19 protein-coding genes are annotated in these 21,739 nt (G+C 50.7%); 3 read left to right on the forward strand and 16 right to left on the reverse strand.

The annotated features are described in order from the left end of the window. From PsAD13_RS23875 to PsAD13_RS23905, 7 genes are all read right to left on the reverse strand, one after another. Positions 1-984, reverse strand: coding sequence for a branched-chain amino acid ABC transporter permease (locus PsAD13_RS23875; RefSeq protein WP_057461839.1), 984 nt, complete (start codon positions 982-984; stop codon positions 1-3). Between the two features lie 11 nt (positions 985-995). After that, the gene (locus PsAD13_RS23880) at positions 996-1,805 is read right to left on the reverse strand and encodes an ABC transporter ATP-binding protein (RefSeq protein WP_057461916.1); all 810 of its coding nucleotides are present in this window, start codon (positions 1,803-1,805) and stop codon (positions 996-998) included. A 5-nt stretch (positions 1,806-1,810) separates the two neighbouring features. Beyond that, positions 1,811-3,793 carry an AMP-binding protein gene (locus tag PsAD13_RS23885; RefSeq protein WP_084404806.1) on the reverse strand — a complete coding sequence of 661 codons (1,983 nt, stop codon included), beginning with the start codon at positions 3,791-3,793 and terminating at the stop codon, positions 1,811-1,813. 450 nt (positions 3,794-4,243) lie between these two features. Next, positions 4,244-5,824, reverse strand: coding sequence for a TRAP transporter large permease subunit (locus tag PsAD13_RS23890; RefSeq protein ID WP_063319669.1), 1,581 nt, complete (start codon positions 5,822-5,824; stop codon positions 4,244-4,246). A 6-nt stretch (positions 5,825-5,830) separates the two neighbouring features. Beyond that, positions 5,831-6,364, reverse strand: coding sequence for a TRAP transporter small permease subunit (locus PsAD13_RS23895; RefSeq protein ID WP_057461842.1), 534 nt, complete (start codon positions 6,362-6,364; stop codon positions 5,831-5,833). A 129-nt stretch (positions 6,365-6,493) separates the two neighbouring features. Continuing rightward, positions 6,494-7,582, reverse strand: a complete 1,089-nt coding sequence (locus PsAD13_RS23900) for a TRAP transporter substrate-binding protein (RefSeq protein ID WP_063291083.1) — start codon at positions 7,580-7,582, stop codon at positions 6,494-6,496. 704 nt (positions 7,583-8,286) lie between these two features. Beyond that, positions 8,287-10,149: a DUF1007 family protein gene (locus PsAD13_RS23905; RefSeq protein ID WP_063303514.1), complete on the reverse strand. Its 1,863-nt coding sequence runs from the start codon at positions 10,147-10,149 to the stop codon at positions 8,287-8,289. 230 nt (positions 10,150-10,379) lie between these two features. Between PsAD13_RS23905 and PsAD13_RS23910 the strand changes: the two genes are divergently transcribed. After that, positions 10,380-11,468 carry a Glu/Leu/Phe/Val dehydrogenase dimerization domain-containing protein gene (locus tag PsAD13_RS23910; RefSeq protein ID WP_063303515.1) on the forward strand — a complete coding sequence of 363 codons (1,089 nt, stop codon included), beginning with the start codon at positions 10,380-10,382 and terminating at the stop codon, positions 11,466-11,468. A gap of 14 nt (positions 11,469-11,482) precedes the next feature. On the opposite strand, the gene PsAD13_RS23915 is transcribed toward PsAD13_RS23910, so the two are convergent. The 5 genes from PsAD13_RS23915 to PsAD13_RS23940 all read right to left on the reverse strand — a co-directional run bounded on the left by PsAD13_RS23915 (position 11,483) and on the right by PsAD13_RS23940 (position 16,043). After that, on the reverse strand, positions 11,483-12,424 hold the full coding sequence (locus tag PsAD13_RS23915) for a LysR family transcriptional regulator (protein WP_063291085.1): 942 nt from the start codon (positions 12,422-12,424) through the stop codon (positions 11,483-11,485). Between the two features lie 424 nt (positions 12,425-12,848). After that, positions 12,849-13,358, reverse strand: a complete 510-nt coding sequence (locus PsAD13_RS23925) for a DUF2937 family protein (RefSeq protein ID WP_063319670.1) — start codon at positions 13,356-13,358, stop codon at positions 12,849-12,851. A 19-nt stretch (positions 13,359-13,377) separates the two neighbouring features. Beyond that, a complete protein-coding gene (locus tag PsAD13_RS23930) occupies positions 13,378-14,355 on the reverse strand; it encodes a WD40 repeat domain-containing protein (RefSeq protein ID WP_063319671.1) in 978 nt (325 codons plus the stop codon). Between the two features lie 6 nt (positions 14,356-14,361). Further along, positions 14,362-15,459: a GTP-binding protein gene (locus PsAD13_RS23935; protein ID WP_063319672.1), complete on the reverse strand. Its 1,098-nt coding sequence runs from the start codon at positions 15,457-15,459 to the stop codon at positions 14,362-14,364. Positions 15,460-15,623: 164 nt separating this feature from the next. Further along, positions 15,624-16,043 (reverse strand): hypothetical protein, encoded by a 420-nt coding sequence (locus PsAD13_RS23940; RefSeq protein WP_063308222.1) that lies wholly within the window; start codon positions 16,041-16,043, stop codon positions 15,624-15,626. A 141-nt stretch (positions 16,044-16,184) separates the two neighbouring features. On the opposite strand from PsAD13_RS23940, the gene PsAD13_RS23945 reads away from it, so the two are divergent. Continuing rightward, positions 16,185-17,363 (forward strand): pyridoxal phosphate-dependent aminotransferase, encoded by a 1,179-nt coding sequence (locus PsAD13_RS23945; protein ID WP_063319673.1) that lies wholly within the window; start codon positions 16,185-16,187, stop codon positions 17,361-17,363. Positions 17,364-17,370: 7 nt separating this feature from the next. On the opposite strand, the gene PsAD13_RS23950 is transcribed toward PsAD13_RS23945, so the two are convergent. Further along, positions 17,371-17,817, reverse strand: coding sequence for an AprI/Inh family metalloprotease inhibitor (locus tag PsAD13_RS23950; protein WP_063290300.1), 447 nt, complete (start codon positions 17,815-17,817; stop codon positions 17,371-17,373). A 570-nt stretch (positions 17,818-18,387) separates the two neighbouring features. Continuing rightward, positions 18,388-19,452 carry a LacI family DNA-binding transcriptional regulator gene (locus tag PsAD13_RS23955; RefSeq protein ID WP_063319674.1) on the reverse strand — a complete coding sequence of 355 codons (1,065 nt, stop codon included), beginning with the start codon at positions 19,450-19,452 and terminating at the stop codon, positions 18,388-18,390. Between the two features lie 184 nt (positions 19,453-19,636). Here PsAD13_RS23955 and PsAD13_RS23960 point away from each other — a divergent pair, with 184 nt between their 5' ends. Next, positions 19,637-20,182 carry a DinB family protein gene (locus tag PsAD13_RS23960; RefSeq protein ID WP_208986911.1) on the forward strand — a complete coding sequence of 182 codons (546 nt, stop codon included), beginning with the start codon at positions 19,637-19,639 and terminating at the stop codon, positions 20,180-20,182. A gap of 51 nt (positions 20,183-20,233) precedes the next feature. Here the strand turns inward: PsAD13_RS23960 and PsAD13_RS23965 are convergent, their stop codons facing one another. Beyond that, a complete protein-coding gene (locus PsAD13_RS23965; protein ID WP_063319675.1) occupies positions 20,234-20,761 on the reverse strand; it encodes a MarR family transcriptional regulator in 528 nt (175 codons plus the stop codon). Between the two features lie 178 nt (positions 20,762-20,939). Then, positions 20,940-21,704 (reverse strand): ABC transporter ATP-binding protein, encoded by a 765-nt coding sequence (locus PsAD13_RS23970; protein ID WP_153040956.1) that lies wholly within the window; start codon positions 21,702-21,704, stop codon positions 20,940-20,942. Positions 21,705-21,739: the final 35 nt, after the last annotated feature.

Consider the following 21,739-nt stretch of genomic DNA (forward strand, 5'->3'; position numbering starts at 1 on the left):
TTATACGCGCTCGATGATTTTCTCACCGAACAGCCCTTGCGGACGGAACAGCAGAACAATCAAAGCAAAGATGAAGGCGAACCAGGTTTCGGTGTTGCCACCAAACAGAGGCTGACCCCAGTAGATTTCGAAGACTTTTTCAAGAAGGCCGATGGCAATGCCGCCGATAATCGCGCCGGAGACTGATTCCAGACCACCAAGCATCAGCACTGGCAGAGCCTTGTATGCGATCACTTCCAGAGCAAACGACACACCAGCACGAGCCCCCCAGACGACACCGGTAGCAAGAGCAATCACGCCTGCAATAAACCAGACCAGAACCCAGATAGTGCTGAGAGAGATGCCGACAGATAGCGCTGCAGTATGATCATCACCCAGTGCACGGATCGCACGACCCATCGCAGATTTGTTCAGGAACACCAGCAGGCTGATAACCAGCACGATCGCCATAACAACCGCGAACACATCTTTTTCTTCCAGAAGCAGGAAGCCGCCGAACGGTTCAAATTCAATAGCACCGGTTGGAATACCAAGCGCTTCGGTGATCATCACCTTGTTCTCACCACCGAACACGAACTCACCGAACCCGATGAGGAACATGGTGATACCGATGGTTGCCATGAACAGAATGATGTCTGGCTGCCCGACAAGCGGACGAAGCACAACACGCTCAACGCTCATTGCCAACGCATACATGATGCCAAGAGTAAGCGGCATCGCGATTGCAGCAGCAACAAACTCGTTGCCAACAAAAGGAACCAGGAAGGTATGCAGGCCAACCAAAGACAGCGCAGCAAACACAACCATAATGCCTTGCGCAAAGTTAAAGATGCGCGAGGATTTAAAGATGAGAACGAAACCAAGTGCAATCAGCGCATAAAGAACACCGGAGACGAGACCTTCCCACAACACCTGTAGAAAGAAGTCCGGCATTCCGTACATCTGAACAAATGGATCAATTAGTACGTTATAAAGTGTTTCCATGGGGGTGCTCCCTAGTGTGACACGCCCAGATAGGCATCAATAACTTCTGGGTTGCTCTGCACTTCTTCTGGCACGCCATCAGCGATCTTGCGGCCATAGTCCAAAACAACGACACGGTCGGAAAGGTCCATCACAACACCCATGTCATGCTCAATCAGAGCAATCGTAGTGCCGAGCTGATCATTCACATCCAGAATGAAGCGGCTCATGTCCTCTTTCTCTTCCAGGTTCATCCCTGCCATCGGCTCATCGAGCAGCAGCAGTTCTGGCTCCATCGCCAACGCACGAGCAAGCTCAACACGCTTCTGCAAGCCGTAAGGAAGCGTTCCCACTGGTGTGCGGCGAATATGTTGGATTTCGAGAAAGTCGATGATTTCCTCGACCTTCTTACGGTGCTCAATCTCTTCCCTCTGAGCAGGCCCCCAATAGAGCATCTGCCAGAATAAGTTCTGCTTCATCCGCGTTGCACGTCCAGCCATGATGTTATCCAGCGTGGACATACCCTTAAACAAAGCAACGTTCTGGAAAGTTCGAGCGATACCCTGACTAACCGCAAGATGCGGTTTCATGGACCTGCGCTTTTCGCCATTGAAGGTGATCACACCTTCCTGAGGCTGATAGAAACCATTGATCACGTTGAGCATGGACGTCTTGCCAGCACCATTGGGACCAATGATCGCGCGAATTTCACCCTTCTTGATATTGAAGGAGATATTCGTGATTGCCTTAACGCCGCCAAAGGAGAGAGAAACGTTCTCAAGATCCAGCAGAACCTCGCGCTCCTCGGCCCTTTTTTTGACCTCTTCGAGCGTTGGATCCATTACAGTCATTCTGCCGCCTCCCCAATCGCGGACATTGCTTTAGTACTATGGGTGTCCATGTCCCGGATCTCGACGGTGGCTTCAATCGTGCCTTGACGGCCATCTTCAAAGGTCACCTCGGTCACCACATGCTTGGAGGTCTCACCCGCATAAAATGCTTCAATCAGAGGCGCATATCGGTCGGCAACGAAGTTACGACGGACTTTCTGAGTACGTGTCAGCTCGCCATCATCCGGATCCAGCTCTTTATGCAAAACAAGGAAACGTTTGATCTGGGCACCAGCCATCATTGGTTCTTCAAAAAGATCCTTGTTCACCTGATCCACATGGCTTTGGATTGTTTTGTAAACGTCAGGATGTGCGGCCAGTTCCTGATAGGAAGCATATGCAATGTTGTTCCGCTCAGCCCAGTTACCAACCGCAACAAGGTCAATATTCACAAAGGCACAAACGTAGTCGCGCTCGTTTCCGAAGGTCACAGCTTCTTTGATGTTCGGGAAGAACTTCAGCTTGTTCTCAATGTACTTCGGCGCAAACATGGAGCCATCAGTCAGCTTGCCCACGTCCTTCGCACGGTCGATGATCTTCAGGTGCCCATTCTCAAGGAACATGCCAGCATCACCAGTGTGAACCCAGCCATCCTCAGTCTTGGTATCCTTCGTTGCCTCATCGTTCTTGTAATAACCAAGGAACGCACCCGGCGAGCGATACATAACCTCACCACTCTCCGCGATTTTAACCTCAACGTCCGGCATAGGAACGCCAACCGTATCAGCATAAATCTGGCCATCAGGCTGAGAGGTAATGAACACGGAAGATTCCGTCTGCCCGTAAAGCTGCTTCAGGTTCAGGCCGATTGAGCGGTAGAACTTAAAGATCTCAGGACCAATCGCTTCACCCGCGGTGTAAGCCACACGAACACGGGAAAAACCCATCTCGTTCTTCAGCGGCCCATACACGCAGAACTCACCAACAGCATACTTCATGCGCTCAAACAGAGAGACTTTCTCTCCATTCAAAATGCGCTCACCAACCTGGTTCGCATAATTGAGGAAGTAGTCAAACAGCTTCTTCTTCATCTTGCCCGCATCTTCCATGCGAACTGTGATGTGCGTCAGCATGCCCTCAAACACCCGCGGCGGTGCAAACATGTAAGTTGGGGCAATTTCCTTACGGTCAATCGAAACTGTTTCCGGACCTTCAGGACAGTTCACGCAGTACCCGGCTGTAAGACACTGTGCGTAGGAGAACACATGGTCACCAACCCATGCCATTGGCAGGTACGCGACTGTGTCTGCATTCTCATCCAGATTATCAAACTTGTTAGCATTCTGAACAGCAACAACCAGGTTATTGAAGGTCAGCATCACCCCTTTCGGACGACCGGTCGTACCGGAGGTGTAAAGGATCACAGCAACGTCTTCACTCTTGCCAGCATTAACGGCATCAAACCAGTCATCCGCTAGCTTCTCATCATTGTCGAGCAGGGTCTGCCCGGCTTCCTGAACGCTCAGGTAACGATGAAGGCTTGTGTGGTCGTAATCACGAAGGCCTTTAGGGTCTTCGTAAATGATGTGCTCGAGCAGCGGCAGCTTCTCGGACATCTCAAGCAGCTTATCAACCTGCTCCTGATCTTCAACAACCGCAAAGCGCACTTCTGCGTGGCCAAGCACGTAGCCGATCTCTTCTGCCACTGAGTCAGAATAGACTGGGATCGGAATACCACCCAACGCCTGCACTGCGGCAAAAACCCAATAAAGATGCGGACGGTTTGCACCAATCACCGCAACCTTGTCGCCCTCTTTGCATCCAAGGCTCTTGAGCCCAAGAGAAAGCTTGCGCACTTCTCCAAGGACCTCACGCCAGGTCCAGCTCTGCCAGATCCCGAGGTCCTTTTCGCGATACGCGGGACGATCCCCCCATTCCCGCGCATTCCGAATAAGCAACTGCGGAAATGTGTCCATACCCGCTGACGGAGGCACCTGCATCTTTGAATCACCTCTCACCAAAGGTCATCTTGTGCCTTTGGTCTGCCTGTTTACTCTGAGGAAATACGAAAGACTAATAGTCCCGCCTCGCAAGTCCTCCACCTGCGAGTTCCTCCCTGGACTTATTCTTAGCAAGATACGAAAGCTTTTTTAATGGGTTTTATTCATTGCGCGTTGCAACCTTGAGCACTTGTGCAATGCAAAACTGTGATATTTCAACGAGTTACATTCAAAAAACTCTATACTAAGGTATACATGCATTATATTTGTCACGCATAAGCGAAATACTATAGGTAAATCAATGCCCAATACTTTTGAATAGGTTTCAATTCCTTTTTGTAGATCATTGGACTAAGTCAAAAAAGAATCACTACTTTGGGCTATGGGCACTGCAACAAAAAAGGGGCGCGAATACTCGCGCCCCTTACATATACTAAGCGATTAATACTTTTAGCCGTAGATCACTTTTGGCAACCATGTTGCCATTTCCGGCAGGTACCACAGGATGATCAGCATCAGAACCTGAATGAGAACAAACGGGATGATACCGAAGTAAATGTCTGAGGTTTTCACTGACGGTGGTGCCACACCCCGCAGATAGAACAGCGCAAAGCCGAACGGAGGCGTCAGGAACGATGTCTGCAAGTTTACAGCCATCATCACACCCAGCCATGCAGGGCTCATCGGTTCACCATTAGGCATCTCAAGCTGCAGCAGAATTGGTGCAACAAGCGGAACAACCACGAACACGATTTCCAGAAAGTCCAGGAAGAAGCCCAGCACGAACATTACAGCCATAACCGCAATGATCGCACCCAGCGCACCACCCGGCAGACCAGTCAGCGCTTCCTTCACCAGTTCCTCACCACCCAGATCACGGAAGATCAGGGAGAAGAATGTTGCGCCGATCAGGATCACAAACACCATACAGGTGATCTGTGTGGTCGACTGCATCACTGGCATAAGCACTTTCTTCGCCATCACGCGGTAAAGCGAAACGAGCAACCCATAAGCAAGCACTGCGCAGGCAAAACCAGCAACCCAAATACCAATCATATCACCGGTTGGGATCTCGTTACGTGCAACACGCAGGTCCATGAAGGATGTCAGAACCAACATCACAACAAGAAACAGCACAGCCAGATACACCGGCCAAGGCTTGTCTTCTTCCATGCGGTATCCAGCAAGCAACAACGCACCAACAGCACCTACAGCAGCAGCTTCAGTTGGTGTCGCAATACCTACGAGAATTGAACCAAGCACCGCGATAATAAGCGCAATTGGCGGCACAAGAGCATGAAGAACCTGACTGAGGGTTGGTCCCGCAGATCCATCATCACGCATTGGAGGCGCTTTGTGCGGCTGTGTGAACGCAACAAACAGCTGGTACACAATGTAAAGGCCAACAAGTGCAAGACCTGGAATAAGCGCCCCTGCAAACAAATCCCCTACAGAGAATGGATCTGGAGCAAAGTTACCCATCTCACGCTGAGCGATCTGGTAGCCGTTGGAAAGCTGGTCAGCAAGGAACACAAGCACGATGGAAGGCGGAATAATCTGCCCCAACGTACCGGAGGCTGCAATAGAACCGCAGGCAAGACGCGGGCTGTAACCGTTACGCAGCATAGTCGGCAGAGACAAAAGCCCCATGGTTACCACGGTGGCGCCCACAATACCGGTTGAAGCAGCAAGCAAAGCACCCACAATCGTGACAGAAAGCCCGAGACCGCCCGGCATACGCCCAAACAACCGGCCCATGGTTTCCAGCAGCTCTTCCGCAACCTTGGAACGTTCCAGCATCACCCCCATGAAGATGAAGAGTGGAACCGCGATCAGGGTTTCGTTGGACATGGTGCCGAAAATTCGGCTCGGGATCGCACCAAGGGTCACGCTGCCGCCAAAGAACGACGCGATCAGAGCGAAAATCAGTGCGACACCAGCAAGAGTAAATGCAACAGGGAAGCCCGCCAACAAACAAATACAGGCAACCGCAAACATCAAAATATCAAGAGTATGAAGAAGTCCATCCATCTCCGATTACTCCTGGATCTGACGGAATGAGTCGAGTGCCTTCTTGTCACCGCGAAGGGCAAGAACACTTCGAAGAATAATGGCGACACCCTGTAAGGAAACCAGAACGGCAAAGGCAATAATCGCACTCTTCAGAAGATACCGTCCTTGAATACCGGATGCCTCCTGAGACCCTTCCCAGATTGCCCAGGAACTGAGCACATAGCCCCAGGACCAGTAAATAATCACCGCACACATCGGAAGAAGGAAGAACACCGAACCGAGCAGGTCAACCATTGCTTTGATACGTGGGCGAGCATCCCGGTAAAAGATATCGACCCGCACGTGCCCATCTACGCTTAGCGTATAAGCAGCAGCCGACATAAACAGGAAACCGTGCATGTAGGTGATGGATTCTTGCATCCAGATGGAACCGATACCGAAAACGTATCTCATCACCACCACTGTAAATTGGACAAGCACAATGCCCAAAGTCAGCCAGGCGCAGCTCTTGCCGATGCCACGATTGACTGAGGTAATCAGGTTCATTAGGGCGCGCATGCCCGCCTCTTCGTCTTGGTCTACACCAAGCCTCTAGGATTATTATTGGGCCCCAAAGGCCAAGATAGAGCTCTTGAAAGAAAAGCTCCCCGCAAGGATTGCGGAGAGCGTGTGCAGCAATAAGTAAAATTAACCCAGGATACGATCGCGAGCTGTCAGGTAGTTACGCTCAGCAAGGCTGGACCATGCAGAGGTTTCCTTACGAGACTTGAGGTAGCTTTCGTAGATGCGCTTGGAGAGGTCATCTGTTTCAGCCACTTCAGCAACAACTTCTTCAGCTTTACGGCCGATAGCATCGAACACGTCATCAGAGAAGTCACGAACCTGAACGTTGTGCTTGGTCAGGAGAGTTTCCAGAGCAGCACCGTTGTTGTGGTTGTACTCAGCGAACATGTAGTTGTTCTCTGCCATACACGCAGAACGGATCAGCTCCTGCTGACCAGGTGTGAAGCTTTCCCAAACACCTTTGTTCATGCCGAAGGACAGACCAGCACCTGGCTCATGGAAGCCTTTGGTGTAGTAGTACTTAGCAACTTTATAGAAACCAAACGCCATGTCGTTCCATGCGCCTACCCACTCGGTTGCGTCGATCGCGCCGGACTGCATTGCTGGGAAGATTTCAGAGCCAGGAAGCGCAACAGCTGATGCACCCAGACGGCGAAGAACTTCACCACCCAGACCAGGCATACGCATTTTCAGGCCTTTGAGGTCTTCAAGAGATTTGATCTCTTTGTTGAACCAGCCACCTGCCTGCAGACCGGTGTTACCAGCCAGGAAGGATTTAACGTTGAACTGACCAGCAAGCTCATCCCAAAGCTGTTGACCGCCACCGAAATGCATCCATGCTTCCAGCTCAGCAGCTGTCATGCCCATTGGAACGGCAGTGAAGAAGCCAAATGCTTTGTGCTTGCCGAGCCAGTAGTAGTCAGCAGCGTGGTACATGTCAGCTGTACCATTGGAAACAGCGTCGAAGCTCTCAAATGCAGGAACGAGTTCACCGGCAGCAAACAGCTTTACAGTCAGCTGACCTTCACTGGCAGCAGTGATACGGTCAGCGATGCGCTGTGCGCCAGTACCGAGACCCGGGAAGTTCTTAGGCCAGGTGGTGACCATTTTCAGTTCGCGCTTACCAGCTGCGAGTGCTGGAGCTGCAAGAGTAGCTGCGCCAGCGGTTGCACCTGCCAAACCAGCATTTTTCAGAAAACTACGGCGGTCCATAAAAACTCCTCCCAAGAGCTTCTTAAATCAAATCTCTTTATGCCTCCGCAGAATTGAACCTCTTCCATTGAGATCTCTGCGACAACATGACCAACTTCTTATAACCCTAAAACTACGTGAAAATACAAGGAAATCTGCACCCTATTGGACAAATTAATTATTCTTGGATCAACTGAGCGTACCTCATCTATGCGTTTTCAACCGAAACCAGCCGCAACGTAACTATCGAAACATTTTTAGGAATCTCCGCCCTTGAGGGCTAACAATCAACCTCCAAAATCGGGATTCATAGCCTTTTATTTCAATGTTAATAAGTCAGCCTACATGACCTAACTGGCTTGAGCATTGCTCCATTAATTTTCTGGGTGAATTAAGCCACACAGGTGGTAGATGCTTTAAAATACAATAATTTAGAGGAAACTAATCTACAGTTTCAGTTGAAACTGAGCAGAGGTGCGCAGACACGATGCCACCCGATAAATCCGAGGCCTTAGACCTCAATCAGGTCGGCATTGCAAAGCGAAGACAGCTAACATTTAAAGATGCGTTCCGATGCACAAACAACTATCCACACGAAGGTGTGGTTTTCTACAGGTTCGCGCATTAACGATAGCGCGAATTTCTTCGAAAACACCCATACGAAATTGCTTGAAAGCAAATTTCTCAGGCATTTCGAGAGCGATTCTTCCAAAAATTGCCGTAATCTAGAACAGACCTGCCGTCGCGCCACCATTCAGCCCAGCAATCAGCATCAACGTTCCCATCAGCAAAATAGTCAGAGCGCCAACCACCTCAAAACCGCGCAGAATAACCGTACCAGCCTGACTGTCGGCACCCCAGATCCGCAAGGCAACCTCACGCGAGAGCACTGCGAGACTCGCCAGAATAGAAACGGTAATACCTGTCCCCAATGCCATCACGAGCGTGGAGGCCACACCAGCCCAAATCATGCCCTGAGAAAACGCAAACGCAAGCACGATCAAAGCACCGGTGCATGGGCGAAGCCCCACTGCCAGAATGATCGACCAGATGCTTGTGAGTGTCATGGCTGAGTTCTGAACCATCTTCGGATCCGGCGTATGCGCATGCCCACAGCTGGAACAAACCTCTCCATGCTCTGAATGCTCATGTTGATGATGGTCGTGATCATGGTCATGTGAATGACCGCAGCTCGAAGCAGGCTTTTTGCCAAACCATGGCTTCAAAACACGTTGCCAAACAAGGTAGAGGCCAAGCAGGAAGACCAACACATAAGAGCCAAGCTCAAACCAGCGGGCTGTTGCATTAATCGCCGTACTGGTCAGATGCAAAAGGACTCCAGCCCCGCCAACCAGCACAATCGCTGTCACCGCCTGCGCAAAGGCAGAAGCAAAGGAGAGCGCGATCCCTTTCTTCAATGTCTGCTCATCCGCAATCACGTAAGAAGAAATCACTGCCTTACCATGCCCCGGCCCTGCAGCATGAAACACGCCATACGCAAAGCTGATCAGCATTAGAAGCCACCCGGCAGAAGGATTGTTGCGGAAGTTTCTCAGCGCGCTTGTCAGCTTAAGATAAAACTCATTCTGCAACCGGGTAATGGTCGCCATGCCTTGCTGGAAAATATTCATATCCGGACCACGAAGCTCAGCAGTATCCGCAGTCTCACGCTCAGAAACGGAAGACAGCGTCATCGGCTCACCACCTTGCGCAAGCGCTGCCACTGCATCTTCTGCAGACGCAGGTGCACTCTCAACTGGCCCAGGTGTAATCTCGGAAATGAATTTAGTATTGCCCGTAGAAGCTGTTGTAGTCGCCACACCATCGCAAGACACAATCACCTGATTGACAAGCGCTGCTGTGTATCCCTGCAACTCTTCAGGAACATTCCGCTGGTCAGCACCGATCGTTGCCAACTGAGCAGCAATTTGCCCGTCCAGCTCAGGAGGATGGACCAGCTCAACAGAACATTTTCCGGGAGCATTCTTCAGCGTCACGGCCATATCTGCCTTAGGCCATTTAAAATCGATGTAGTAGGTTGGGTCATAAACATCGAGTGTGATCGGCTTGTCAGCCTTGATCTTCTCTTTGAGCGGCAGTGTAAAGCTCAACTCCACCAATGACACGGGGCTCGTGTCTGGCTGGCTGCGACCAGCTGCAATCTCTTCAGCAATTGCTGCTCGGTCTTCATCGCTGATCAACCAGTAATCATCAAAGGCTACCTTGATCATTTTCATGGATGGATCAAATGGCTCAGAGAAATCTATCTCCGCTTTGCTGTCATCCCCAAACGTGAAGTAGCCGTACTCTCCAAGACCCTCAATGTTGATCTTAGCCAGCTCATCCAGCTCATTTCTCTCGAAAAATCCATTCTGATTGGCATCCAACCCCTGCACGGCATAGGCCGTGTACAGGTCATCAAACAGCCATTTGTGCCGAATGTGAGTCAGATACCCGTCATCATCAAACACCAACTCGGCGCGCGCTTGCACAAACATATGCGGATGCGCTGCAACCTGTTGAGAAGGCAACAGAAATACCAGCAGCATGCAGAATGCGGTCAAAAACCGTAGGAGCTTATGAGACATGGTGCCTTAACAAAATGTGAGAACCCGACACGACAAGTGTAATAAAATAACGGCAAATTCAAGACCCATTTATTGAAGGTCCTGAGATACGTTTTTCCCGTAATTTAGAACCATTCGGATAATTCTTCCGAATTTGATGCCCATCACCTACGAAATAAACCGGATATTGCTTTAAGAATAAACCAATATCCCCGCAACGCTTCTTGTTCAATTTCGTTTGGGAGGGCTGAATGAACGTGCCATTGCATAATAAAATAACGATCGATACCTACATGACCCCATTGGATCATCCAGAATTCGCTGGCCACGAGCAAATCGTATTTGCAACAGACAACGAAACGGGCTTGAAAGCGATCATCGCGGTTCACAATACCAACCGCGGTCCCGGTCTCGGTGGATGCCGCATGTGGAACTATGCAAGCGCGAATGAAGCTCTGACTGATGTTCTCCGCCTATCAAAAGGCATGACCTATAAGAATGCGTTAGCTGACCTTGCTTTGGGAGGAGGAAAGTCAGTTATCATCGCAAACCCGCGCACTGATAAAACCCCTGAACTTCTCAGAGCGTTTGGTAGACACATCAATCGCCTGTCCGGCAGCTACATCACTGCGGAAGACGTGGGCATCAGCTCTGATGATATGGAAATCATTGGCAGCGAAACTCAGTTCGCTCGCGGGACTGACGCAACTGGCTTTGGCGATCCTTCGCCGTACACCGCACTGGGAACCTTCGTTGGCATCAAGGCTGCTGCTAAGCACAAGTTCGGTTCAGAAGATCTCTCAGGCCTGACTGTATCACTCAAAGGTCTGGGCCATGTGGGATATGATGTAGCCCGTCAGCTGCATGAAGCTGGCGCTAACCTGATTGTCTCCGACATCTATGATCCGGCAGTAACACGCGCCATTGAAGAGCTCGGCGCATCCAGCGTATCTCCAGACGACGCACATCTCGTCAAAGCAGATATCTTTGCCCCATGTGCGCTTGGCGGTGGCCTGAATGCTGCAACTATCCCGGAGCTGAAAGCAGCTGTGGTCGCAGGAGCTGCAAACAATCAGTTGGAAACACAAGAAGACGGCGCAGCACTCATGAAGCGCGGCATCCTGTACGCTCCAGACTACGCCATCAACGCAGGCGGTGTAATCTCTGTCGCTTTGGGTGAGCCTGGTGCATCAGACTCAATCGTGCGTCAGAAGACTCTCGCGATTGGTGGCACGCTTGCTCAGATCTTCGATCGAGCTGATGCGGAAAAGCGCCCAACCAACATCATCGCAGATGAGTTAGCTGAAGAGCGTTTCCAGCATCACCATAATCCAGCTTAAAACAGAGGGCTGATCTAGCCCTCTTTTGGCAAAGGCCCATCAAGCATTTTGGGGCAGTCACCATGCTGCTCCAATTGCTTGTGCCAGTTGACCATATAATCAACAAAGGCACGCACCTTCGCTGACAGATGCCTGCGATGCGGATAGACCGCGTACATCGCAGGCCCCGGCACTTCGTAGTCTTCTAATGCTGGTATCAGTGTGCCTGCCATCAACTCCTCCAGCACATAAAAGATCGGCAAACGCACAACGCCAAGGCCTGCCAGCGCTGCTGCAACCGCAGTCTTCGCACTGTTCACATGCATCGGCCCTTTAACGGGAACAGAAAACCGCTCTCCATTTGCCAGAAACATCCAGTTGGTCTTGTGCTTGTAGTTGGTATCAATGATGCAGGGCATACTCGCCAGATCACTTGCCTTCTCAGGCATACCATGTGCTTCCCAATACGCAGGAGAGGCACAAACCACGACACGAACGTCACGGATCTTCCGCGCAATCAGGCTGGAATCCTCAAGCTCGGCCACACGAATGGCAACATCATATCCTTCTTCAACAATATCGACGAAGCGATCTTCCATCTCGATGTCCAGCTCAACGCGCGGGTGTTCCTGCAAAAACGAAGCAAGCACTCTGCCCAGCGTCGCCTCAGAAAAGGAACGCGGTGCACTCAGCCGTAACCGGCCACGCACCTCCCGATGGTCTTGCTGTACAGCATCTTTCAGGTCATCAAACCGCTGCAACAGCTCACCAGCTTCACGGAAGTAGGCTTCACCAACCTGGGTCAGAGAAATCTGGCGGGTCGTCCTGTTCAGCAGGCGCACGCCCAGTTCGTCTTCCAGCTCGCTCACATACTTGGAAATAAGCGCCTTGGAGCGCCCCATATCCCGTGCTGCAGCCGAAAAGCCACCGCTTTCTACCACCTGCAAAAAACATCTAATTCGTGTGATGGAATCCATCATATTTTCCCCAAAGCAGCGAAAATCACCGCTCTCCAAGATAACCCAATTCTTGATAATACCTCCCGAAAGCGAAGGACGCATACACGACAGCAATCATTAGGATTCCAAACAACTCCAACATAAGTGCTTTTAGCCTCGAAGTTTTGGTCTCACAATAGATACCTACAAACCGAACTAGCAGCCCAACATGAAACAGGGCAGCAAAGAGTATAAAAGCACCATTCGGCAGCTTGTATGAGAGATAGGGTATATTCCTGATCGCTCCATATGCATGCCAACTCAAAAGCAAGATTGGTATGCCAACAAGCAGCTCAAGAAACAACAGCCACTTACGACTCGGCGCAATCAGGGGAAGCAATGCGAAAACAATACTAAGATACAATAGTGTCATCATCCCCCCATACGATGCTAATGAATTAAGCTAGATACTTCTCTGCAGTTTCCGGCGGCGTCTCACGCGGCCACCAACTCCTGCCAGACGCAACATGAACAAACCCACGGCAAACCCAAGTCCTGCCAGCACACCACCTTCAACAGTCACAGGCACAGCAGGCTCAAAATCTTCCCAGGTTGCCTTGGAAAGTTTGGTGTCTGGCTCTTTCATAAAGATCCAGACGCGCTCAAACACAGCAGCGGTTTCCATCGCCAGTTGCTGTTCTTTCAAAGCCTCAAGGCGATCCAATGACCGCTCAACACTCATCCCGCGCAACTGCACAAACTCATCCGCGCTCTGTGCCATATGCGTTAATGCAGAGGATGCGGTCTTGTTGGTCGCAGTCGCATCCGCAACAAAATCGGCTTTCACTTCCTCCAGCGCATCAATAGCGCCGCCCATACGCTGACGGTATTGCTGGGCGAACTCAGGAAGCTGAGAGGTCACAGTGCCGCTTACAAGCGCAACGCCAAGCGTCAATACCCTTGCAAACATCATTGCAAACCTCCCCTCTAAGTTAATCGACCAGAGTGATCACTCCAGCAGCACCTTCTTCCGTACCAAATGCCAGCCGGTTCCCCTTCTTATCCCAGGCAAGGGCAGAAACAGGACCAGCACCCGGACGGCGCAACAGCACTTCAGCATTATCGTGGAACCGAACGGCCATCACCATGCCATCCTGATAGCCAATTGCCACCATTTCTTCGCTCGGATGGCAGCAAACAGTCGTCACCATGCTGTCCCCGCGCACACCAAGCTCCAGAGGTGCCTGCCCCATAGGACCACTTTTGCCCATAAACGGCCAGAGGATCGCAGCCTGAGCACCGGACGTCGCCAGATACTTGCCCTTGGCAGACCAGCTTACAGACTTCACTTTGCCCGGATAACCGGTCATGCGCATGTCTTGACTGTCAGCCAAACGCCATCCGTGCAGAGCGTTCTCCTGCATAGTGGTCACAAGGTACTTTCCTTCAGGAGAATACGTGACCAGACTATGCGCACCTTTCCAGCTCAGTTCCTGAGGATCACCAGCGGCGTTCACCCAAAACAAAGTCACGCCATCATAACGAGACGCAGCAAGACGCATCCCCTTAGGCGCAAAAGCCAAACCAGCAAATGCGCGCGGCAGCTGAAATTCTTTGATCTCGCCGCTCTTCAGACGAACCCAGGCCGTACGACCAGATGCATAGGCCACACTGTCCTGCGGACCAACTGCAATAATGTCGATCCATTTTCGCGGCTGCTCAGCGAGCTCTTCAACACTTCCATCAGCGCTAACTTTACAAATCCTGCCATCACCGCCACCGGTGATCAGAGACTTGCCATCTAAAGAAGGCGTTGCACACAGCAGGCTGTTTTTGTGAACCGGTGTCTGGGTTTCCGGCCCACCAGCAAAAAAGACAGAACCTTCACCACTGGCAAAGGCAGCTACATCACCCAGAAATGTCGCAGAAACAACAAATCCATCGGTATCAAGAGGAGCAGTTACAGGCACCAGAACTTACTCCGCAACACAAGCTTCAAACGCAGTTTTCAGCGCAGCACCATCCAGCTCACGGCCGATGAAGACAATGCGGCTTTCCCGCTTCTCATCATCCCGCCAATCACGCTGATGGTTACCCTCTACGATCATATGAATGCCTTGCACCACATAGCGCTGTGGATCATCCTTGAACGACAGGATACCCTTCATGCGCAAAATGTTCGGTCCCTGAATCTGCGTAATCTGATTGATCCAGTCAAAGAAGACTTTCGGGTCCAGATCACCAACCGTGAAGGAATAGGACTTCACAGAATGCGTGCCTTCATGATCGTGATCACAATCTGGGCCACACTCATGGTCAGAGTGGTCATGATCATGTTTGTGGTCGTGCCCATGGTGGTGGTGATCATGGTCGTGATCACAATCCGGGCCACACTCATGATCGTGCGCGTGCTCAGCCTTTTTCAAAAACTCCGGATCAAGATCAAGAATACGATCCAACTCAAAGGCCCCACGATCCAGAACATCAGAAATCGCGATCTGGCAGCGTTCTGTGTGGTGGATCTTCGCATACGGGTTGATCTTACGGATCGCCGCTTCAACACCAGCCAGTTCCTCTGCTGAAACAAGATCGGTCTTGTTCAGCAAAATCACGTCAGAAAACGCAATCTGATCTTCTGCTTCCTTAGTGTCTTTCAAACGCTGCTGGACATGGCGGGCATCAACAACCGCAACAACAGCATCCAGCTTAGCCGCATCGCGCACGTCATCATCCATGAAGAACGTCTGTGCAACAGGAGCCGGATCAGCAACACCCGTGGTCTCCACGATGATCGCATCAAACGCGCCTTTGCGTTTCATCAGGTTCTCAACGGTGCGGATCAAATCACCACGAACTGTACAGCAGATACAGCCGTTGTTCATTTCATAAACTTCCTCGTCAGACTCAACGAGAAGGTCATTGTCGATACCAATTTCGCCGAACTCATTGACGATCACAGCATAACGCGTGCCATGGTTTTCGCTCAAAATACGATTCAGCAAAGTGGTTTTACCTGCGCCCAGATATCCGGTCAGCACGGTAACAGGAATACGGCTATCAGCAGCCTCGGACATTTACGTCTCCTTGGATGGGTGTGCGCTCACTTAGTGTGCGCATAAATCTCGTGCCCTCAATATAGACAGTTGATCTGCCAGCAAAAGAGCAGAAGTGCTCTTTTGCCATGAAACACGCACATCAATTTGGAGAATTCGCCAAACTTAACTCGGAACAAAAATGACTAATCGGGAGAGTAAACATGATGAAGAGGTACATCGATATCTTTATTTTGAAGCCTGATCCTTACATTATTACCTTCTATCTGAAGCACCTCCATTGGCCTCATCCTTGGGTTTGAGACGCCCAGATCACTACGGAAGTAAACAAAATTACCTGCAACTAAGGGCTTGTTAAAGTCATTCCTTAGGGTTTCTACGTCAGCATCCCAGAATTCAATGTCAGACAATGGCACTTCTTCAAGAGCGGGCGGGCAATCAAGACATCCCGTCATATTATAACGAACACATTTTGCTGTTTCGTCATGCACAAAATCAACAATCAATTGCCCGCAATATAGATCAGTCTCAGGATCCCCGTCAGCGTTTTCAATCTCATCAACCCGTACTTTCCAACGAACAACATCACCAATTTGAAAATCCATTTCACCCTCTAATCTTAACACCTTATGAGTGCATACCTTACATAACTCAACCTAACTCTCAACTAATTTCCGTTTGCATTCAATCGTTTCCATCCCCTACCATCCAGCCAATTGTTTTGGGGGACTGGGAGGCCAACCATCATGCTGAAAACCATAGAGGCGTTTGACCGCATCGGGGATGAAAACGCATTTGCCGTTTTGGCACGGGCTACTGAGCTCGCTCAGCAGGGCCGCGATATCATCAATCTCGGCATCGGTCAGCCAGACTTCAAAACACCAGAACACATCGTGGAAGCAGCCGTCAAAGCGTTACGCGATGGCCATCACGGTTACACCGGTGCAACGGGTATTCTCCCGCTCCGCGAAACCATCGCAGCAAGCTTGCATGCCGAAACTGGAGCGAATGTCTCACCAGACAACGTCATGGTCGTTCCCGGCGGCAAGGTCACCATGTTTATGGCAATCCTGATGTTTGGTGGGCCCGGCAAGGAAATCCTCTACCCAGACCCCGGCTTCCCGATCTATCGCTCTATGATTGAGTTCACCGGAGCAACCCCAATCCCAGTGCCAATCCGTGAAGAAAACGACTTTGCTTTCTCTGCCGAGGAAACCCTGAACCTCATCAATAAGCGCACAGCACTACTCATCCTCAACTCCCCGGCCAACCCGACAGGCGGCGTGACACCGCGCTCTGAGATAGAGAAGCTGGTAAAGGGATTGGAAAACCATCCAAACCTGCCAGTCCTATCTGACGAGATTTACTCCCGCATGACCTATGACGGGCTTAAGCACACGTCCTTAATGGAATTCGAGCAGCTCAAAGACCAACTCATCCTACTCAATGGCTGGTCCAAAACTTGGGCTATGACAGGCTGGCGCATGGGCTATTCCGTCTGGCCGGCTTCTCTTATTGATAAAGCCCGCAAGCTTGCAGTGAACTGCTGGTCGTGCGTCAACACACCCAGCCAATACGCAGGCATCGCCGCCATCGAAGGCCCACAAGATGCAGTAGATCAGATGATGCTGGCTTTTGACCGCCGACGTAAGCTTGTGGTGGAGGGACTGAACGCCCTGCCCGGCATCTCCTGCAACACACCCAAAGGCGCCTTCTACGCCTTCCCGAATATCAAAGAAACAGAATGGCAAGCAAAGCCCTTAGCTTCAGCGCTCTTGGAAGAAGCAGGTGTTGCGCTCATCGGCGGACCTGATTTTGGTGTCCTGGGAGAAGGATATCTGCGTTTCTCCTACGCCAACTCAGAGGAGAACATCAGCCGTGCATTGAGCCGTGTGGGTGATTTCCTAAGCACCCACACCAAATAGGAAAACTCTAACGCTGCGCTGTCACCACAATGGCCTTTTCGATCAAGTCGGAAAGGTCTGGGGCATTGCTGTCCTGATGCACAGGCTGCATGATGAGGAACAGAGAGGAAGGCCCAACCGAGGTCAATCCATCAAGCTCATCAATATCAAACTGAAGCACGACTTTCCCGTCTGCATCCATCAGCGACAAGCCATCATCATAGCTCCACTGCCACGCTGTAGCTTTGGAGATAGGCGCATAAAGCCCCTGACAATTCTTGGTCTCAAACGAGTTGCCATATCCACTCGCAGCAGGCTCAGAACCAAGCTGCGCGGAGCAGGTTTTAGACGACAACACATCAGAAATTGACCAGTGACCAGAAATTACACTGGCTTGACCGGATAGGACGCCAAAGCTAGCTAACGCCAGGGTTGCGCCGGCAGCTACTACTGTTTTTCTCAAAATCCCATGCATACGAACAGCCTCCAGGATCTGTTTTATGTACAGATTCTGGGCGCAATCAGTTAACTCAAGGTTAACAGGAAATTAAGTGAGAGATAACAGATTTAAAAACATAACTTATTCATGGATTTAACTCAAAAACAAATACACGCATTACTTGTTGAGTACAGATACAATCTAAAATAAATCTAATTACATACTAGTTATTATTTACATGAAGTGCAAAACGCACTCGTTTTAGGTGATTTGCATTTCGCATCAAAAGACAACCAAGCAAGGCAAGCCAACCAAAACTCAAAGGCCACCGCGAGGAGCACTCAAAAATGAGCAGTCCTCTCAACCTAGCGAAACGAGTCGATTTAGAGAGTTAGCCAACGAGAAGAACCATACACGTCATGGCGAGTGTAAAAAAACCAAACATCTTCAAGTCTTTATGATCTTCGATACTTCCACGAGAACTGACCATGACGAAACTCCAAACGCAATACAAGATGCCGCTTAGATAAGCGCGGCATAGTAAACATAGAGTTTCAATGAGGCAGTTTCACGATCACCAAACTGCCTTTTGGTTTCAAATGGCAGTTACTCAGGGTTCGCGCACAGCCCATCCACTGACACCAGCCGCTCACCCGGAGGAGGCGCACTCTCACGAATTCGCAGCTTAGGCTCGATTAACGTCAGTTCATTAGTGAGCTTTTCGCCATTCATCTGCGAAAGCATGAGTTCTGCAGCATTCACACCAATGGTTCCTGCTCCATTGTCCACAGTGGTCAGGGCTGGCGTCCGATTTTCCGTACCCTCGGTATCATCATAGCCGACAATTGCCAGGCCCGGCCCCGGCTCAACGCCAAGTCGGCGAACAGCACTCATCACGCCCAGTGCCACAAGGTCGTTGAAACACACCACAGCCGTTGGCCGAGGATCCGTCTGCACAATCTGCTTGGCAATGGATCGGCCATCATCCTGCGTCATCAATTCAGGAATATCCAACTGCTCATCCGCATTGATCGCCGCATCCTCAAGCGCTGAGCGCCAGCCGCGGTTCCGGTCACGCCCGGCAGAACTGCCACGCCGGCCACCAACCATCGCGATCTGGGTATGCCCTTGCTCAATCAGATGTTTAGTAATGCGGTAGGATCCAAGGAAGTCATCTCCGCGAACACAAGGCGCATCCGCCCCGGCCACATCGCGGCAAACCAGCGTGACAGGCACTCCTTGCCGCACAATGGAATTGATTTCCTTGTCAGTCGTGCCAACCGAAGCACACAGAATAAGCCCATCAACCCGATGCTGCAGCAGCGTATCGGTGAAATGTTTCTGCCGCTCGACAATATCGCGGTGATTACAAATCAGAATGGTCTTGTTGTGCAACGCCAGAGTTTCTTCCAGCCCACGAAACACCTCGGCAAAATATGGATTGAGAATATCGTGAACCGCCACCCCAATCATATTGGACTGAGATGTCCGCAAAGATGCAGCTGACCGATTATAGATATAGCCCACTTCCTCAGCATAGGCTTTCACCCGTGCTTTCGTGGCTTTAGCGATCAAAGGGGAATCTCTCAAAGCCAAAGAAACCGTAGCCGTCGAAACGCCCAGTTTCTCAGCAAGATCGCCTAATCTCAATGGTTTACCTGTGCCGCTCAATGCCGATGTCCTCGCATATCCAGCCGGATCCAGTTTGTATTCTTAAGCACTTATGCACAGCAACATTAGCAAATAGCAATACTCCACACTGCCAACAAAGAGAATTCATTATGAATTCTCAAGTTTTAGCCACTTGCCAAACCCATCAAACATGCTGATATTTTTTAGCGAAATACATAAGCAAATGACAGGTTTCGAGAAAATGTATTCAGACTTCAAATTATTGGCCCAGTACAACACCTGGATGAATGCACGGCTTTACGAATGCGCGGAGCAACTGAGTGATGCGCAACTCAAAGAAAACCGCGGCGCGTTCTTCAAATCAGTCTTCGCGACCTTCAATCATATCGTAGTGGGAGATCTGGCCTGGCTGCGCCGTTTCGCAAAGCATTCCCAAACATATGAGAGCCTGCAGCAACTTGATCAGTTTCCAGTGCCAACAGCACTCACATCTATTCCGTACGACAGCTGGTCAGACCTGAAGACTGCACGGCAAAAGCTGGACGCGATCATTGAAGAATTTGCAGGGGACATCACCGCTGCCCAAGCGGAGAACGCTCTCACCTATGCCAACATGAAAGGCATACCCGCAACGAAAAACTTTGGGGACTTGGTGCTGCATTTCTTCAACCACCAAACCCACCACAGAGGGCAGATAACAACCCTGCTCACTCAGTTTGGACTGGAAACACCAGATACAGACCTGCTGTTTCTCTGCCAGGACGCTTAAATCAATAAAAAATCATTGGCCTGTGTTTAACGCAGGCCTTGCGCCTTCAGCTTAATCAGCAGCTTCCAGCTCTACCTTCTTCGCAGCCTGCTCTTGCGCAGTTTTATCTTCGTTCTCCAGCTCATCTTCCAAATCCGGATCATCTTCAAAGCTGGCAGACAGGTTCTTCTCAACCTGACGCAACAAGCGACGAAGCTTCTTGCGGTCTTTGTCATCCATACCTGCAAGCGCTTCTTTCTCAAGACGCTTCCACGCACGATCAACCAGCAAAATCCGGTCACGGCCTTCCTCACTCAGGAACACACGCGCAAGCCTGCCGTCTGTTTCCGAGATCCGGCGAAACACAAGCCCCTGAGCTGTCAGGCGTGTCACCATTTTTGTCACGGTTGGCGGTTGAACCCCAAGCTCCAGAGCCAGCTGGCTCATAGTCTTGCCATCAGTCTCGCTCAAAACTTTCAGAACAGCTTCCTGCCCCGGATGCAATCCGATGCGCGAAAGGTGTGCCCCAGAACGCGCCCGCTGCGCCTTCGCTGCCTGCGCAAGACGAAATGTCGTGCTTTTTTTAAAATTAAAACCCATGGTCTGGCTAATCTCGCTGCTGTCCCGATCAACGTAAAACGCCCGAAAAAAGGCGCCGTACAGCAGTGATAGCCGCCGAATATATAACTCAGATGACAGTTCGATAATTATTTAGTGACCTAATGAGATTTCTTAGGCGAATAAGCTCTTTAAGTTCTACTCAGTGGAATTTTTGAGGTTACGCGGATACTTTTACCCCGTGTCCCATCGCTCGCTCCAACGCATCCACCGCTTCACGGCAGTATGCCGCGTATTGTGATTCCATACGGTAATTCATCGAGCGTGGGTAAGGTGCATCCAGCGTCATATCATGGGTAATACGCCCCGGCCCCGCGGCCATCACCACAATGCGGGAGGACAGGAACACACTCTCATAAACAGAATGAGTCACGAACAGAATGGTCCAGTCATGGGTGGACTTCAGCTCAAGCAAGTCATCATTCAGCTTGTTACGAGTAATCTCGTCCAGCGCCGCAAACGGCTCATCCATCAGCAACAGCTTCGGCTTGGAGACAAGAGCACGGGCGATAGAAACCCGCATCTTCATACCGCCAGAAAGCTCCGAGGGCATATGTGTCGCAAAATTGGAAAGCCCAACCATCTCCAGCGCTTCTTCCACGCGATCCTTCGCATCACGCTTGGAAACACCCTTCACCTTCAACGGCCAGTAGACATTCTCAAAAGTATTCGCCCACGGCAGTAAGGTCGGTTCTTGAAAAACAAACCCAACCTCACCCTGTCCAGACCGAACAATCTCACCTGAGCTTGGCTCCTCCAACCCAGAAATGAGCCGCAGAATAGTAGATTTCCCACACCCTGACGGCCCAAGAATACTCAAAAACTCCCCCGCCCTCACATCCAGATCAAACCTATCAATAGCGGTCGTGCCATTGTCGAAGGTCTTGGTGATGTCCTTTAAGGACAGGAAGGGGGAGTTTTTCATTTTCATTGAGACCTAGAAAGTTTATTTCTCTTAGT

It is taken from the genome of Pseudovibrio sp. Ad13, assembly GCF_001623225.1.
Lineage (GTDB): Bacteria > Pseudomonadota > Alphaproteobacteria > Rhizobiales > Stappiaceae > Pseudovibrio.

Coding starts and splice junctions, on each gene's coding strand:
- PsAD13_RS23875 (WP_057461839.1), bottom strand. CDS start 984: ATGGAAACACTTTATAACGTACTAATTGATCCATTTGTTCAGATGTAC.
- PsAD13_RS23880 (WP_057461916.1), bottom strand. CDS start 1,805: ATGGATCCAACGCTCGAAGAGGTCAAAAAAAGGGCCGAGGAGCGCGAG.
- PsAD13_RS23885 (WP_084404806.1), bottom strand. CDS start 3,793: ATGCAGGTGCCTCCGTCAGCGGGTATGGACACATTTCCGCAGTTGCTT.
- PsAD13_RS23890 (WP_063319669.1), bottom strand. CDS start 5,824: ATGGATGGACTTCTTCATACTCTTGATATTTTGATGTTTGCGGTTGCC.
- PsAD13_RS23895 (WP_057461842.1), bottom strand. CDS start 6,364: ATGCGCGCCCTAATGAACCTGATTACCTCAGTCAATCGTGGCATCGGC.
- PsAD13_RS23900 (WP_063291083.1), bottom strand. CDS start 7,582: ATGGACCGCCGTAGTTTTCTGAAAAATGCTGGTTTGGCAGGTGCAACC.
- PsAD13_RS23905 (WP_063303514.1), bottom strand. CDS start 10,149: ATGTCTCATAAGCTCCTACGGTTTTTGACCGCATTCTGCATGCTGCTG.
- PsAD13_RS23910 (WP_063303515.1), top strand. CDS start 10,380: ATGAACGTGCCATTGCATAATAAAATAACGATCGATACCTACATGACC.
- PsAD13_RS23915 (WP_063291085.1), bottom strand. CDS start 12,424: ATGGATTCCATCACACGAATTAGATGTTTTTTGCAGGTGGTAGAAAGC.
- PsAD13_RS23925 (WP_063319670.1), bottom strand. CDS start 13,358: ATGATGTTTGCAAGGGTATTGACGCTTGGCGTTGCGCTTGTAAGCGGC.
- PsAD13_RS23935 (WP_063319672.1), bottom strand. CDS start 15,459: ATGTCCGAGGCTGCTGATAGCCGTATTCCTGTTACCGTGCTGACCGGA.
- PsAD13_RS23940 (WP_063308222.1), bottom strand. CDS start 16,043: ATGGATTTTCAAATTGGTGATGTTGTTCGTTGGAAAGTACGGGTTGAT.
- PsAD13_RS23945 (WP_063319673.1), top strand. CDS start 16,185: ATGCTGAAAACCATAGAGGCGTTTGACCGCATCGGGGATGAAAACGCA.
- PsAD13_RS23950 (WP_063290300.1), bottom strand. CDS start 17,817: ATGCATGGGATTTTGAGAAAAACAGTAGTAGCTGCCGGCGCAACCCTG.
- PsAD13_RS23960 (WP_208986911.1), top strand. CDS start 19,637: ATGACAGGTTTCGAGAAAATGTATTCAGACTTCAAATTATTGGCCCAG.
- PsAD13_RS23965 (WP_063319675.1), bottom strand. CDS start 20,761: ATGGGTTTTAATTTTAAAAAAAGCACGACATTTCGTCTTGCGCAGGCA.
- PsAD13_RS23970 (WP_153040956.1), bottom strand. CDS start 21,704: ATGAAAAACTCCCCCTTCCTGTCCTTAAAGGACATCACCAAGACCTTC.